Origin of the sequence: Pseudomonas sp. PS01299, assembly GCF_029960145.1 — a bacterium.
In the GTDB taxonomy this organism is placed as follows: Bacteria; Pseudomonadota; Gammaproteobacteria; order Pseudomonadales; family Pseudomonadaceae; genus Aquipseudomonas; species Aquipseudomonas putida_A.
Genome location: NZ_JASCPO010000017.1, coordinates 21,367 through 35,282 on the forward strand (window position 1 = coordinate 21,367; position 13,916 = coordinate 35,282).

Annotated in this window: 14 protein-coding genes and 1 pseudogene; 13 read left to right on the top strand and 2 right to left on the bottom strand. The window is 62.0% G+C overall.

The features are described 5' to 3' along the window. From QMX91_RS05840 to QMX91_RS05855, 4 genes and pseudogenes are all read left to right on the top strand, one after another. Positions 1–1,518, top strand: a pseudogene (locus QMX91_RS05840) (TolC family protein). Next, entirely contained in the window at positions 1,502–2,107 is a 606-nt protein-coding gene (cysC, locus tag QMX91_RS05845; protein ID WP_134785134.1) for an adenylyl-sulfate kinase, read from the top strand. Before QMX91_RS05840 ends, cysC begins: the two are co-directional and overlap by 17 nt. Next, positions 2,104–2,889, top strand: coding sequence for an aspartyl/asparaginyl beta-hydroxylase domain-containing protein (locus tag QMX91_RS05850; protein ID WP_282412408.1), 786 nt, complete (start codon positions 2,104–2,106; stop codon positions 2,887–2,889). The genes cysC and QMX91_RS05850 overlap by 4 nt, the downstream gene beginning before the upstream one ends. Beyond that, positions 2,877–3,857 carry a sulfotransferase family protein gene (locus QMX91_RS05855; RefSeq protein ID WP_134785136.1) on the top strand — a complete coding sequence of 327 codons (981 nt, stop codon included), beginning with the start codon at positions 2,877–2,879 and terminating at the stop codon, positions 3,855–3,857. Before QMX91_RS05850 ends, QMX91_RS05855 begins: the two co-directional genes overlap by 13 nt. Here QMX91_RS05855 and QMX91_RS05860 read toward each other — a convergent pair. Continuing rightward, complete coding sequence (locus tag QMX91_RS05860) at positions 3,823–4,581, bottom strand: slipin family protein (RefSeq protein ID WP_041070974.1); 759 nt, start codon at positions 4,579–4,581, stop codon at positions 3,823–3,825. The genes QMX91_RS05855 and QMX91_RS05860 overlap by 35 nt on opposite strands. Before the next feature lie 2 nt (positions 4,582–4,583). Further along, positions 4,584–5,135: an NfeD family protein gene (locus tag QMX91_RS05865; protein ID WP_282412397.1), complete on the bottom strand. Its 552-nt coding sequence runs from the start codon at positions 5,133–5,135 to the stop codon at positions 4,584–4,586. A 154-nt stretch (positions 5,136–5,289) separates the two neighbouring features. On the opposite strand from QMX91_RS05865, the gene QMX91_RS05870 reads away from it, so the two are divergent. The 9 genes from QMX91_RS05870 (at position 5,290) to QMX91_RS05910 (ending at position 13,827) form a co-directional block, all read left to right on the top strand. Continuing rightward, positions 5,290–5,751: a YbaK/EbsC family protein gene (locus QMX91_RS05870; protein WP_098966580.1), complete on the top strand. Its 462-nt coding sequence runs from the start codon at positions 5,290–5,292 to the stop codon at positions 5,749–5,751. Positions 5,752–5,878: 127 nt separating this feature from the next. Continuing rightward, positions 5,879–6,124 carry a DUF2789 domain-containing protein gene (locus QMX91_RS05875; protein WP_098966581.1) on the top strand — a complete coding sequence of 82 codons (246 nt, stop codon included), beginning with the start codon at positions 5,879–5,881 and terminating at the stop codon, positions 6,122–6,124. Positions 6,125–6,282: 158 nt separating this feature from the next. Then, a complete protein-coding gene (locus QMX91_RS05880) occupies positions 6,283–6,711 on the top strand; it encodes a MarR family transcriptional regulator (protein ID WP_282412398.1) in 429 nt (142 codons plus the stop codon). Then, the gene (locus QMX91_RS05885) at positions 6,708–8,771 is read left to right on the top strand and encodes an FUSC family protein (RefSeq protein WP_282412399.1); all 2,064 of its coding nucleotides are present in this window, start codon (positions 6,708–6,710) and stop codon (positions 8,769–8,771) included. Before QMX91_RS05880 ends, QMX91_RS05885 begins: the two co-directional genes overlap by 4 nt. Beyond that, positions 8,768–8,977, top strand: coding sequence for a DUF1656 domain-containing protein (locus QMX91_RS05890; RefSeq protein WP_139053649.1), 210 nt, complete (start codon positions 8,768–8,770; stop codon positions 8,975–8,977). The genes QMX91_RS05885 and QMX91_RS05890 overlap by 4 nt, the downstream gene beginning before the upstream one ends. Then, positions 8,974–9,861 carry an HlyD family secretion protein gene (locus QMX91_RS05895; protein WP_097086795.1) on the top strand — a complete coding sequence of 296 codons (888 nt, stop codon included), beginning with the start codon at positions 8,974–8,976 and terminating at the stop codon, positions 9,859–9,861. The genes QMX91_RS05890 and QMX91_RS05895 overlap by 4 nt, the downstream gene beginning before the upstream one ends. Next, a complete protein-coding gene (locus tag QMX91_RS05900; RefSeq protein WP_282412400.1) occupies positions 9,858–11,300 on the top strand; it encodes an efflux transporter outer membrane subunit in 1,443 nt (480 codons plus the stop codon). The genes QMX91_RS05895 and QMX91_RS05900 overlap by 4 nt, the downstream gene beginning before the upstream one ends. A gap of 93 nt (positions 11,301–11,393) precedes the next feature. Then, positions 11,394–12,029 (top strand): hypothetical protein, encoded by a 636-nt coding sequence (locus QMX91_RS05905; RefSeq protein ID WP_025113416.1) that lies wholly within the window; start codon positions 11,394–11,396, stop codon positions 12,027–12,029. A gap of 292 nt (positions 12,030–12,321) precedes the next feature. Beyond that, a complete protein-coding gene (locus QMX91_RS05910) occupies positions 12,322–13,827 on the top strand; it encodes a YdgA family protein (protein WP_282412401.1) in 1,506 nt (501 codons plus the stop codon). Positions 13,828–13,916: the final 89 nt, after the last annotated feature.

Genomic DNA, 13,916 nt, shown 5'->3' on the forward strand with positions numbered 1-13,916 from the left:
ATGAAGAAAAGTCAGAAGTTGTTCGGCGCCAGCCTGCTGGCGCTGGCGATCAGCGGATGTGCAGTGACCAGTGAGCCGATCGAACGCAGCGTCAGTGAGCAGCGGGCCAGAACCGACCTGCAGAGCATGTACAAGGATCAGGAGCCGCTGCGTGGCCCGCTGACCCTGCATCAGGCCATGGCCCGCGCGGTGAAATACAACCTCGAAGGCCGTTTGAAGATCATGGAGGAAGCGCTGGCCAAGCGGCAGCTCGACCTCGCCAGTTTCGACATGCTGCCGCGCATGGCGCTGGACGCCGGTTACGTCGGGCGCAACAACGTCAACGCCTCCAGCAGCCAGAGCGTGCGCACCGGCACTCAGTCTCTGGAACCCTCGACCTCGCAGGACCGCGACCGCGATGTCGCCGACCTGACCATGGTCTGGAACGTCCTCGACTTCGGCGTCAGCTACATCAGCGCCAAGCAGCAGGGCGACCAGCGCCTGATCGTGCAGGAACGCCGGCGCAAGGTGATCAACACCATCGTTCAGGACGTGCGCTCAGCCTATTGGCGCGCGATGGCTGCCGAACGGTTGCTCAAGCAGATCGACAGCCTGATGGCCCGCGTCGACACCGCCCGGCGTGACAGCCAGAGCCTGAGCGATCAGCGCATCGGCGACCCGGTGCAGGCACTCGGTTACCAGCGCTCGCTGATCGAAGCCACGCGGCAACTGGAAGAACAGCGCCGCGCCCTGTCGCTGGCGAAAACCGAATTGGCAACGCTGATCAACCTGCCGCTGGGCACCAACCTGACGCTGGCGACCGATGACGGTTATCAGATTCCCGAACTCAAGGTCGCCATGGCCAAACTCGAGCAGGAAGCCCTGACCAGCCGTCCGGAACTGCGCGAGCAGGATTATCAGAGCCGCATCAGCGCCGCCGAAACCCGCAAGGCGATGTTGCGCCTGCTGCCGGGTCTGGAGTTTTCCGCCGGCGGGCATTACGACAGCAACTCGTTCCTCGTCGAACAGGGTTGGGCCGACTACGGCGTGAAAGTCACCTGAAACCTGTTCAACGTGATTTCCGCTCCGGCGGCCATCGACGTCGCCAAGGCGGGTGAGGAAGTCGCCGCCGCCCGGCGGCAGGCGATGTCGATCGCGGTGCTGGCGCAGCTGTATGTGGCGAACGCCAACTATCAGGAGGCGCTGCGGCAGTTCAAGACCAATCAGCAACTGTCGGACATCGACGGGCAGATCGTCGGCCAATTGCGCAATCGGCATCAGGCCGCCGGTATCGGTGAACTTGAACTGATTCAGGGCGAGCTGAACAACCTGCAAGCCGACCTGCGCCGTGACTTGTCGTATGCCGATCTGCGCAACGCCTATGGACAGATCTTCGCCAGCGCTGGTCTCGACCCGCTGCCGGATCAGGTGCAGTCCACCGAAGTGCAGTCGATCGCCACGGCGTTGGCCAACCGCGAGTCCGCGTGGGCGTCGGGGGATATCTCGGTGCCTGTGGTGGCGCATGCCGCTGCCCGATAATCTGCTGGCGCCTGTCGCCAGCGTCAGCCGCTCGCAACGCGAAGCCCGCAACGGCCATCGCGGTGCGGCGATTTTGTTGACTGGCCTGCCGGCGGCGGGCAAATCGACGCTGGCCCAGGCGTTGCACGCCGAGCTATTCGCCCGTGGATTGCACAGCGTGGTGCTCGATGGCGACGGCTTGCGGGTCGGGCTCAACCGCGATCTGGGGTTCAGCGACGCCGATCGCCTGGAGAACATTCGCCGTGCCAGCGAGCTGGCAGCGCTGCTGGTGGAGAACGGGCAGATCGTGATTCTGGCGATGATCGCGCCGTTGCTGGAGCTGCGCGAAGTGTTCGCTCGGCGTTTGGCTGCGGACTATCGCGAGGTCTGGTGCAGCGCGTCGTTGGCGGTGTGCGAGCAGCGTGATCCGAAGGGGCATTACGCCCGCGCACGGCGTGGCGAAATGGCCGGTTTCACCGGGGTTTCGGCACCGTACGAGCCGCCCGCGCAGCCCTCGCTGGTGCTCGACACCGGCGTGCAGACTGTGGAGGCCTGTCTGGATCGGCTGCTGACCTGGCTTGGCGAATGCGCGGTGTTGCCCAAGGCATGAGCCGCCCGGTCTGTTCGCGTCTGCCGGTGGCGGTGGACTTGCCGCTGCTGTTACAGGCGCTGCAGGCGATTGCCGAAGAGGCATGGCATGGCCACTTCAACACGGATTACTTCACGGGCGACTGGAGCGGTGTGGCACTGATTTCGGCCGCCGATGCGCTGACCGAGTTATCGCCCGGGCGCGGCGAAACGCTGCAGCGCACGCCTTGGCTGTGCGATGAACGCTGGCGGTTGGGGCTGCGCGATCTGACGCTGGATATCGTCTGTGCGCGCTTGTTGCGACTGGGGCCGGGCGGGCGAATTCACGAGCATCGTGATTACGACCTGGAAGGGCCGGATGCCGATCTGCGCCTGCATATTCCGTTGCTCAGCCCACCTGCAGTGGATTTCTGGCTCGATGATCAACGGGTGCTGATGGCGGCGGGGGAGTGCTGGTTTCTCGATCTTGCTCGTGCGCATCGGGTGGATAATTTCGATACCTGCGCGCGGATTCATCTGGTGCTCGACTGCCGGCCCGGGGCCTGGCTCACGCAGAAGATCGCCGAAGGTTTGCGCGACACTCCTGCAACGCAACCGGCTGATTCGGCGTTACAGCAATTCCAGCGACTGGTTGCAGGTGACGCAGCGTTGGCGGCGACTCTGCAGCACATGGCGGAGCCTGAGTCGTTCATCGAGCGCACTCTGGAGCTGGCCGCCAAACACGGCTTGCCATTCTCCCGCGAAGAACTGCGCGCCGCGATGCGCAGCGGTCGTCGGCAATGGAACGAACAATGGAGCGGCTGAATCTGCACGGTTGGTTGCCGATCCGGATCTGGCCGCTGGCGGGGCAGTGGCAAGTCGACTGGTGCTGGTTTGGTGAAACGCCACTGCATCAGCCTTTTTTTCGTGACGCCGTCGAAGAGGCGCTGCGGTTGCCGTTCAATCAGGCTTTTCGCCGGCAGACATCGCTGTCGGTGCTGACCGAGTGGCAAGCGCAAAGCCCGGGGTTGGCGCCGAGTGCCTTTATCCTGCACGCCTCGCGTTGCGGTTCGACGTTGATCAGCCAGATGCTCGCGCGGCTCGATGACCATATTGTGGTCTCGGAGCCACCGCCGCTTGATGCGCTTTTGCGAGGTGAGCTGCCCGAAGTCGAGCGGCGTGCAGCGATCCGTGGATTGCTCTCGGCCTACGGTCAACGTCGACGCGGTGTCGAGCAGCGACTGGTGATCAAGCTCGACGCCTGGAACATCGGCGAGTGGCCGCTGTTGCAGGCATGCTTTCCCGATACGCCATGGTTGTTCGTGTACCGCGATCCGCTGGAAATCGCCGTGTCGCACGTGCGCCGTCCGGGGATGCACATGGTGCCGGGGATGCTTGGGAACTGTGTGCTCGACGATGGTTTGCCGTTTACCGGCAGTGAAGACTTCATCGCACGACGGCTTGGTCGCTTGCTGGCGTCGGCTTATCTGCACTGCCGTGAGGGTGATGGACTGCTGGTGAACTACAGCGAATTGCCCGAGGCCATGGCCGGCCGATTGGCGAATTTTTTCCGCTTGAATGCCGAGCAGCGGCAGCAGGTGTTGGCGGCGACGGTGCAGCACGCCAAGCAGCCGTCCCAGCGTTTTGTCGCTGATGGCGAAGACAAGCGCCGCGAGGCTTCGCCGTGGTTGCGCGAACGGGTTCGGCAATGTGCCCAGGATGCCTTTGTGAATCTTGAGTTGCTGCGATCTTTTGCTGTCAGGTTTTTCCCGACAGATCCGCCATCCCCTTGAGCAACTCGATCGGCAACGGAAAGACAATCGTCGAGCTCTTGTCACCGGCAATCGAACTCAGCGTCTGCATGTAACGCAATTGCATGGCACCGGGCTGGCGGCCGAGCATTTCGGCGGCTTGCATGAGTTTTTCCGAGGCCTGCAGTTCGCCTTCGGCGTGGATCACCTTGGCCCGGCGTTCGCGTTCGGCTTCGGCCTGTTTGGCAATCGCACGCACCATCGATTCGTTGAGGTCGACGTGCTTGATCTCGACGTTGGCGACCTTGATGCCCCAGGCGTCGGTCTGGGCGTCGAGCACCTGCTGGATGTCGATGTTCAACTGCTCGCGTTCGGCCAGCAGTTCATCCAGCTCATGTTTGCCGAGCACCGCGCGCAGGGTGGTCTGCGCCAGTTGGCTGGTGGCCGAGAGAAAGTCTTCGACCTGAATGATCGCCTTCTGCGGGTCGAGCACGCGGAAGTACAGCACCGCGTTGACCTTCACCGAGACGTTGTCGCGGGTGATCACATCCTGTGGCGGCACGTCGAGGACCACGGTGCGCAGGTCGACCCGGACCATTTGCTGCACCACCGGAATCAGCAGGATCAGCCCTGGGCCCTTGACCTGCCAGAAGCGCCCGAGCTGGAACACCACGCCGCGCTCGTACTCACGCAGGATGCGGAAGGTTGACCCGGCGAGGGCGATCACCAACAGCAGCAGTGCAACGAAACCGATTTGCAGACCCATGATCACTCTCCGTGTCGCACCGCGTCAGTCGCGGCGACTTTCAGCAGTAAGCCTTTACGCCCGAGCACGCGCACCGATTGCCCGGCGTGCAGCGGTGTCGTGCTGTGCACTTGCCAGTGTTCACCCTGCAATTGCACCCAACCGTTGCGGGCGTTTTGCGCTTGTACGGTGGTCACCGCCGTCACGCTGCCGACCAGCCCGGCATCGCCGCTGACGGCGTGGCGCGGGCGGGTTTTCAAGGCGCGGACGATCAATGCGATCAGCAGCAGGGCGCTGAGCAGGCCGAGGCCGATGATCATCGGCACCGGCAACTCGGCGTTGCCCAGAATCAGCGCGCCGATGACGAACATGATGATCCCGCCGAGGCCGATCACCCCGTAGTTGGGCAGCGCTGCTTCGGCGATCAGAAAGGCAATGCCAAGGGTGATCAGCCACAGGCCGAGCGGATTGACCGCCGTCGGCAGGACATCAGCCGCGAGGGCCGAGCCGCTGGCCAGCAGTATCAGGAAAAACGTGCAACATCGGCTGTTCACGTGACCCTCCGGGAGAGTCATGGGGGTGTTTCCTTAAGTCTAGTTGAGCCTGACGTCGTATGAATTTTGATCAATAAGCGGATGTGTCCAATGAGCGGATTTCCCTTCATCAGCAACTGGCCGAACTAGACTCAGCAGAACAGGCACAACGTTCAGCGGGACACCGAGGTGCAGCATGCGTATGGCAAAAAAAGTGCAGAGCAGCCTGAACCGGGCGCATTGCGAATATGACATCGTGGCCCACCGCCACTCGGCCAGCAGTCTGGAAACCGCACGGGTTTCCGGGGTGCCCGCCGAACGCGTGGCCAAGTCGGTCATTCTCGACGACCATCACGGGCATTACCTGATGGCCGTGCTGCCGGCCAGCCGGCACCTGGACTTGAGTAAAGTGCGCATTCGCGGCGCATGGCAGATCACCCGGGAGAGCAACCTGGCGCATATCTTCGATGACTGCGAACGCGGTGCGGTGCCGCCGCTCGGTGATTCCTACGGCCTGGACATGGTCATCGACCCGCTGCTGACCCGGCAGAAAGACATTTACCTGGAAGCCGGCAACCACAACTACCTGCTGCACATGAGCATGCCCGAGTTTCTGAAAATGGTGCCGCATGCGCAGGTGCAGGAGTTGAGTCATTAGGTTTTGTGGTGCGGCCACTGACGCCTTCGCGAGCAAGCCCGCTCCCACAGGTTGACCGCAATCCCCTGTGGGAGCGGGCTTGCTCGCGAATAATCGCCCATCCACCGCATTCCTTAAGGAGTCCTCCATGGAGCAGCCCACCCACAGCCTCCCATCCCTGTTCAAGCAACTGGGACTGGACAGCGACCCGACTGGCATCGAGCAATTCATCGCCACCCATTCACCACTCAAACCCGAATTGCACCTCGCAGACGCGTTTTTCTGGAGCAAAAGCCAGGCGGATTTTTTGCGCGGCGAGATTCTTGATGATGCGGATTGGGCGGAGGTGGTGGATCAGTTGAATGTGTTGTTGCGCAATGGGCGGGAGGGATAACCATTATTTTGCGAACGGCCACATCTGTTTACGGTGCGCACGACCAACGGGCAGATTTGTTTCAAAACTTGACTGAAATTCCCCGCCAATGCGATATTGATAGTTAGCAAACTAACAGTGTGCATTTTCCCGTGCCGAATTCCCTCGACGCTCTTCAGATGAACATCAGCAGTGCCATGGTGGTGGCCGCCAGGCATTGGCGGAAGATCTGCCAGACCACGCTGGTCAACTATGGAATCTCCGAAGCCTGCGCCGTGCCGTTGTTGATGATCGGACGGCTGGGCGAGGGTGTGCGTCAGGTGCAGGTGGCGCAGGCGGCCGGGATGGAGAGTCCGTCGCTGGTGCGCCTGCTCGATCAGTTGTGCCACGCCGGCTACGTCTGCCGCACCGAAGATGCGCAGGATCGTCGGGCCAAGTGCCTGAGCCTGACCGACACCGGCCGTGAACTGGTGCAAGCGGTGGAGATCGAACTGGTGCGTCTGCGTCATGAAGTGCTCGAAGGCATCGACCAGAGTGATCTGGAAGCTACGCTTCGGATACTGCGAGCTTTTGAGGCGGCCAATCCGCCTGTGGTGATCAATTCTTGAACGGTTTTTTCTCTGGCATCCCGCCTGCCCGTGACTGGTTCTACGGGGTCCGTACCTTTGCAGCGTCGATGATTGCGCTGTACATCGCCTTGCTCATGCAAATGCCGCGTCCGTATTGGGCGATGGCCACGGTGTACATTGTCTCCAGCCCGTTTCTCGGGCCGACCAGCTCCAAGGCGCTGTACCGCGCCATCGGCACTTTTCTCGGAGCGGCGGCGGCAGTGCTGTTCGTGCCGATGTTCGTGCAGAGTCCGTATGTGCTGGTGGTGGTGATTGCCTTGTGGACGGGGATTTTGCTGTTCCTGTCGCTGCACCTGCGTACCGCCAATAACTACGCACTGATGCTGGCCGGCTACACCTTGCCGCTGATTGCCTTGCCGACCGTGGATAACCCGCTGGCGGTGTGGGACGTGGCGGAGGCGCGCACCGAAGAGATTTTTCTCGGCATCGCTGTGGCGGCGGTGGTCGGCGCGATGTTCTGGCCGCGTCGCTTGGCGCCGGTGTTCAACGACGCGGTGGGCAAGTGGTTCGCTGACGCCACCACCTACAGCCTGAAGTTTCTCAGCCGCGACGTGCAGCCTGAACAGATCGCCGCGCTGCGCATGGCCATGGTCGCCAATTTCAACAGCCTCGAATTGATGATCGGCCAGTTGCCCCACGAAGGCGCTCGACCGCAAACCGTGCGCAACACCAAGGAGCTGCGCGGGCGGATGATCCACCTGTTGCCGGTGATCGACGCGCTGGAAGACTCGCTCTATGCCCTTGAGCGACGCACACCGGAACTGGTGGAAAAGTTTGCCCCACTGCTGACCGCGACCCAGCAATGGCTCGGCCATAACGACGCCGATCTCGAACGGTGGCAGGCGCTCAAGGATCAACTCCAGGCCCTGCAACCAAGCTGCGAGGCGCTGGACGATCGCAAGCAATTGCTGTTCTCCAACGCGATTTATCGCCTCGGCGAATTCATCGATCTGTGGCAGGACTGCCGCAGTTTGCAGGACGCGATTCTCTGCGAGCGCCAGGACAGCTGGCGCGCGGTGTACCGGCACTGGCGCCTCGGGCGGCTGACGCCATTTCTCGACCGCGGGATGATGCTGTATTCGGTGGCCTCGACCGTTCTGGCGATCATCGTCGCTTCGGTGCTGTGGATTCTGCTCGGCTGGCCGGACGGTGGCAGTGCGGTGATTCTGGCGGCGGTAGCGTGCAGTTTCTTCGCCTCGATGGACGACCCGGCACCGCAGATCTACCGGTTCTTTTTCTGGACCGGGATGTCGGTGCTGTTCGCCAGCCTTTACCTGTTTCTGATTCTGCCGAACCTGCACGATTTCCCGATGCTGGTACTGGCGTTTGCGGTTCCGTTCATCTGTGTCGGCACCCTGACGGTGCAGCCACGCTTCTTCCTCGGCATGCTCCTGACGCTGGTCAACACCTCGTCGTTCATCAGCATTCAGGGCGCTTACGACGCGGACTTCTTCGCCTTCGTGAACTCCAACCTGGCCGGCCCTCTGGGCCTGCTGTTCGCGTTTATCTGGACCCTGATCGCCCGCCCGTTCGGCGTCGAGCTGGCCGCCAAACGTCTGACCCGCTTCAGCTGGAAAGACATCGTGCGCATGACCGAGCCGGCCAATCTGGCCGAACATCGGCATCTGGGCGTGCAGTTGCTCGATCGTCTGATGCAGCACTTGCCGCGTCTGGCCATGACCGGTCAGGACACCGGGATTGCCATGCGTGAAGTGCGCGTGGGCTTGAACCTGCTCGATCTGCTGGCTTACACGCCACGGGTCAGCGGCGCGCCGAAGGCCCTGCTGCAGCAAGTGGTGGCTGAGGTCGGCGAGTATTTTCGCGCGTGTCTGAAGGCCGGCGAACGCTTGCCGGCACCGAGCCCGCTACTGATGACCATGGACCGTGCGCGCCGCGCCCTCAAAGGCCACGGCGATGAAGAAACCCGGCTAAACCTGTTGCATGCCTTGAGCGGTTTGCGCCTGGCGCTGCTGCCCGGTGTGGAATTCGTCAGCACGGGCGATGCCGAAGAACCGCTGCCCGATGGAGCGCCCCTATGATCGGTGATCTGGATATCAGCGGGATTTTCCTGCCCACCCTGCTGGTGCTGATGGGCATCACCTATGTGTTGTTTCTGCTGGTGCACGGCGTGCTCACGCGTGTGCACTTTTACCGTCTGGTCTGGCACCGGGCATTGTTCAACGTGGCCCTCTACGCCGTGATGCTGTACGGCGTGGACTCACTCAGTCGATACCTGATGACATGAAAAAACCGTTTCTGACCATCGGTCGCGTGGTCCTGACCCTGCTGATCGTGACTTTTGCCGTCGTCCTCGTCTGGCGCATGGTGATGTATTACATGTTTGCGCCGTGGACCCGCGACGGCCACATCCGCGCCGACATCATCCAGATCGCTCCGGATGTGTCCGGGCTGATCCAGCAGGTCGAGGTCAAGGACAACCAGTTGATCAAACGCGGCCAGGTGCTGTTCAGCATCGACCAGGACCGTTTCAAACTGGCTCTGCGTCAGGCTAAAGCCGCTGTCGCCGATCGGGAAGAAACCCTGGCCCAGGCGCAGCGCGAAGCCAAGCGTAACCGTGGCTTGGGCAACCTGGTGCCGGCCGAACAGCTGGAAGAAAGCCAGTCGAAAGTCGCCCGGGCGCAATCGGCGCTGGCCGAAGCGCTGGTGACGGTGGACAGCGCCCAGCTCAACCTCGACCGTTCGGTGATCCGCAGCCCGGTGGATGGCTACGTCAACGACCGCGCGCCGCGTGTGCAGGAATTCGTCACCGCCGGGCGGCCGGTGCTGTCGGTGGTCGACAGCAACTCGTTCCACATCGACGGCTATTTCGAAGAAACCAAACTCGACGGCATTCATGTCGGGCAGTCGGTGGATATCCGCGTGATCGGCGACAAAGCCAAGCTGCGCGGGCATGTTGAAAGCATTGTCGCCGGTATCGAAGACCGCGACCGCACCAGCGGCAACAACCTGCTGCCCAACGTCAACCCGGCGTTCAGCTGGGTGCGCCTGGCACAACGGATTCCAGTGCGTATCGCCTTTGACGAGGTGCCGGAAGACTTCCGCATGATCGCCGGGCGGACCGCGACCGTGTCGATCATCGACGACAAAACGCAGGAGCCCGCGCAATGAACAGGGCCCTGATGATCGCCGGGTTGGGCGTGATGCTCTCGGCCTGTCAGATGGTCGGGCCGGACTATCACCTGCCCGCTGACGCGGCGGTACAGCGCAAGGACTTTCAGGGCGAACTGGCGGTGGAGGGCAAACCGGTGGTGTCAGCGCCGGTGCCGGCGGATTGGTGGCGGCTGTATAAGGACCCGCGTCTGGATCAACTGGTGCAGCAGGCCATGGCGTCCAACACGGATTTGCGCGTAGCGGCGGCGAACCTTCAACGGGCTCGCGCGCAAGTCGATGAGGCCGAAGCGGCGGGTGGCTGGAGCGCAGGCGTAAAGATGGGCGCCCAGCGTTTGCAGGAATCCGGTCAGGCGTTCTTGCTGCCGGAAAAAGTCCCGGTCGACAACGTCGGCGATATTGGCATCAGCGCGTCTTATCAGTTCGATCTGTGGGGCACCCTGCAACGCGGTATCGAAGGCGCGAAGGCTAACGCCGATGCGACTCAAGCAGCGGCTGACACCGCACGCATCACTTTGGTGGCCGATGTGGTTCGCGCCTACACCCAAGTGTGCGCGGCCAACGAAGAGCGGGAAATTGCCCAGCATTCCCTCGATCTGCAATCGCAGAGCACCACGCTGATCCAGCGCCTGCGCGATGCCGGGCGTGGTGATGAGACCCAAGTCACCCGTTCGCAAACCCAATTCAAGTCGTTGCGCGCCGACCTGCCGCGCTATGAGGCAGCGCGTCAGGCCGGGTTGTTCCGCCTGTCGATGCTGCTGGCCAAACCGGTCGAGCAATTGCCGGCCGGTACCGCCACTTGTGCCGAACTGCCGAAAATTGCCCAACTGGTGCCGGTGGGCGACGGTGCGGCGCTGCTCAAGCGTCGTCCCGATATCCGTCAGGCGGAACGTCGCTTGGCGGCCTCGACAGCGGGCGTCGGCGTCGCCACGGGCGAGCTGTATCCGGACATCAGCATCGGCGCGACCATCGGCACCGTCGGTCTTATTGACGACTTGGGCGATCCGTCGACCAACCGCTGGGGCTTCGGCCCGTCGTTGAGTTGGAAGGTGCCGACCAACGGCGCCCGTGCGCGGATCCGTGAAGCCGAGGCCAACACCCAGGCCGCACTGGCGCATTTCGACGGCGTGGTGCTCAACGCCATCCGCGAAACCCAGACCGGTCTGGCCCAATACAGCGCGCTGCTGCAACGCCGCGACGCCCTGGCCGATGCCGAGCAGTCGGCGAAACTGGCGGCGGACCAGACCCACCGCTTCTTCCAGGCCGGGCGCGAGTCGTTCCTCGCCGACCTGCAGGCGACCCGCACCTACACCGACGTCACCGCGCAACTGGCCGCCGCCAACACCCAGGTCGCTATGAGCCAGATCGATTTGTTCCTCGCCCTCGGTGGCGGTTGGGAAAGCGGACGAACGCAAGCCTCGAGCGCCAGCAAACCCTGAAGCCGTTGCTATGCTTTGAAGTGTTGAAGGGGTGCCACGTGCAACGCACCCTTTCAGCGCACATTGCTAGCGCTGGTCTAGGGGAAACCAATAATGAAAAACCCTTACGCTCTCGGCTTCTGGTGCGCCCTTGTAGCGCTGGTGCTGCTATCGGCCACCTATTTCTACGGCATCATGCTGGCCCATCAGATCGACAAGGCCATGGTCTTCCTCGACAGCGCCACCGCGTTGATCGCGGTGATGGCAATCGTGGTGGTGGCCTGGGCGTCGATCCAGGTGCAGCGGGTCAAGAAAAGACAACTTGAACAAGGCAAGACCCTGGTGCTGATCTGGGACACCAAAGTCGCCCTGCGTCGGGTCGAAACCGTGTTCGACCGCTACTTCTGGGGCAGCTACTGGCAACCGGGACGCACCTTCGCCGAAGTCATGGGCGAACTCACCGGCACCCCGCTGGAAAAAAGCCTCGAAGCCTTGAAAAAACAGTGCCTGGAACTCGACAAGCAGATTGCCGACGAAGGCTGGCACTGGCTCAACAATGCCCGCGAGCTGTCGGATGTCGCCACGGCCATGGCCCGCGAGCGCTATCAGCTGGATTTCTGTGACCCGCGCGCTGACGGGCCGGGCGGGGCGGTGATCGATCGCGACTTTGAAGTGCTGGTCTACACTTGGACGGCGCGGTTGAAGAGCTTCGATCATCAACTCGATGAGATCGAGGTTCAGTATTCCTGAGCTTCTGGGAATCCAGTGGCCCTATCGCGAGCAGGCTCACTCCTACAGGGGAACGCATTTCAATTGTAGGAGTGAGCCTGCTCGCGATAGCGTCCTCAAAAACACTGCAACTCTCCCCGCCTGTCAGCTGTCCACACTCCCCATAGACACTCTTTAACCTTTAAACATTGGGCCGCCTCGCGCTGCCAGTGCTAATCTCCACCGCTAATTTCAGCGGAGTCGAGCCGCGACCCGGTCACGGGTTCAGGGAAGACGACGACACTTACAGCCACGGACATTGATCAGGTCATTCATGAATAAATCAGCAGGCGTGCTTCTCGGGATTGTTGTTGCCATCGGTGCGATCAGCGCCGGCGGGGCCTGGTATACCGGGACCAAGATTGAAGGCGTACTGAACAACGCCGTCAGCAACGCCAACAAAGAGCTGCAGACCGCGATGGCCGGCTCCAATGGCACCGCGTCGCTGGAGCTGGTGTCGCTGGAGCGTCACACTTTCACCAGCACCGCGCACTACCGCCTCAAGGGCGAGGGCGAGATGTTCGGCGACCAGCCGGTCGAGTTGCTGTTCGTCGACCACATCGAGCACGGCCCACTGCCTTTCTCGCGCCTGGTATCGCTGAAGTGGCTGCCGGTCATGGCCACCAGCAATTACGAGCTGGAAAAGAGCCCGGCCACCGAAAAATGGTTTGCCGCCACCAAGGGCGCCGCGCCGCTCAAGGGCGTGACCAACATCGGCTACGACGAATCCACCACCAGCAGCCTTGAATTGCTGCCGCTGGAAACCGCGCTGGACGAGCAGTCGAGCCTGAAATTCTCCGGCCTGACCATGAACATCTCCGCCAGTGCCCAGGCGCAGAAGGTCAAGGCTGACGGCTACATGGACAACCTGAAACTGGTCACCGTGTCGCAGGATCAAGCACCGGTGCAGGTCGAACTCAACGGTCTGACCCTGGCCAGCAACCTCACCAAGAGCAGCTACGGCTACTACACCGGGGAAAACACCCTGGAGCTGACCAGCAGCAAAACCACTTTCGGTGCCAAGCAGTCGGTGCTCGGCGTGAAGAACTTCGAAATGAAGAACCTCACCGAAGAGAGCGGCAGCAATGCCTCGGGCCGCGCTGATTACAAGGTGGGTGAAGTCACCCTCAACGACAAGAAAATCGGTTCGGCCAACATGGCTATGAGCCTGAAGAACCTCGACATCCCGTCGACCATGTCGCTGATGCAGATCTACCAGACCAAATTGCAGCCGTACGAGAAGGAAGCGGCGGCCGCTGCCGAAGCCGGCCTGCCGGCACCGGAACTGAACCTGACCGAAGCCGAGTCGGCACAGGTCAAGGCTGACCTGCAGAAACTGCTGGCCGCCAGTCCACAGATCGCGCTGGAAAACCTGTCGCTGAAAACCGCCAACGGTGAAAGCCGCGCCAGCCTGGTGATTGATCTGACCAAGCCACAGTCGATGGATCTGCCGCCGGATCAACTGGGTAAACAGTTGGTCGCGCTGCTGGACCTGAACATTCAGGTGTCCAAGCCGATGCTGATCGATCTGCTCAGCGTGCAGGCGCAGCTCGACGGTCAGACTGATGCCAAAGCCATCGTCGACCAGGCCAGCGCCGGTGCCGACATGTTTTCCGGCATGGCCGTCGGTTCGCAGTTGGCGACCGTCGATGGCACCAACGTCGTGACCAAGCTGCATTACGCCGCCAATCAGGTGGAGTTCAACGGCCAGAAGATGACCGTCGAGCAGTTCGTCGGCTTCCTGATGAGCAAGTTCGCTGGCGTCACGCAAGTGCAGTAATCCTGCGTTCTAAATAACAACGCCCGGCCTCTGATCCACAGACGCCGGGCGTTTTGCTGTCTGGTGTGCGGGTTTTCGTCTGAGCCGGC

Excerpts from the sequence above, each read along its gene's own strand:
- QMX91_RS05850 (WP_282412408.1), top strand. The coding sequence starts at position 2,104 with ATGAGCCGCCCGGTCTGTTCGCGTCTGCCGGTGGCGGTGGACTTGCCG.
- QMX91_RS05910 (WP_282412401.1), top strand. The coding sequence starts at position 12,322 with ATGAATAAATCAGCAGGCGTGCTTCTCGGGATTGTTGTTGCCATCGGT.
- cysC (WP_134785134.1), top strand. The coding sequence starts at position 1,502 with ATGCCGCTGCCCGATAATCTGCTGGCGCCTGTCGCCAGCGTCAGCCGC.
- QMX91_RS05860 (WP_041070974.1), bottom strand. The coding sequence starts at position 4,581 with ATGGGTCTGCAAATCGGTTTCGTTGCACTGCTGCTGTTGGTGATCGCC.
- QMX91_RS05865 (WP_282412397.1), bottom strand. The coding sequence starts at position 5,135 with ATGACTCTCCCGGAGGGTCACGTGAACAGCCGATGTTGCACGTTTTTC.
- QMX91_RS05880 (WP_282412398.1), top strand. The coding sequence starts at position 6,283 with ATGAACATCAGCAGTGCCATGGTGGTGGCCGCCAGGCATTGGCGGAAG.
- QMX91_RS05875 (WP_098966581.1), top strand. The coding sequence starts at position 5,879 with ATGGAGCAGCCCACCCACAGCCTCCCATCCCTGTTCAAGCAACTGGGA.
- QMX91_RS05895 (WP_097086795.1), top strand. The coding sequence starts at position 8,974 with ATGAAAAAACCGTTTCTGACCATCGGTCGCGTGGTCCTGACCCTGCTG.
- QMX91_RS05855 (WP_134785136.1), top strand. The coding sequence starts at position 2,877 with ATGGAGCGGCTGAATCTGCACGGTTGGTTGCCGATCCGGATCTGGCCG.
- QMX91_RS05890 (WP_139053649.1), top strand. The coding sequence starts at position 8,768 with ATGATCGGTGATCTGGATATCAGCGGGATTTTCCTGCCCACCCTGCTG.
- QMX91_RS05870 (WP_098966580.1), top strand. The coding sequence starts at position 5,290 with ATGCGTATGGCAAAAAAAGTGCAGAGCAGCCTGAACCGGGCGCATTGC.
- QMX91_RS05905 (WP_025113416.1), top strand. The coding sequence starts at position 11,394 with ATGAAAAACCCTTACGCTCTCGGCTTCTGGTGCGCCCTTGTAGCGCTG.
- QMX91_RS05900 (WP_282412400.1), top strand. The coding sequence starts at position 9,858 with ATGAACAGGGCCCTGATGATCGCCGGGTTGGGCGTGATGCTCTCGGCC.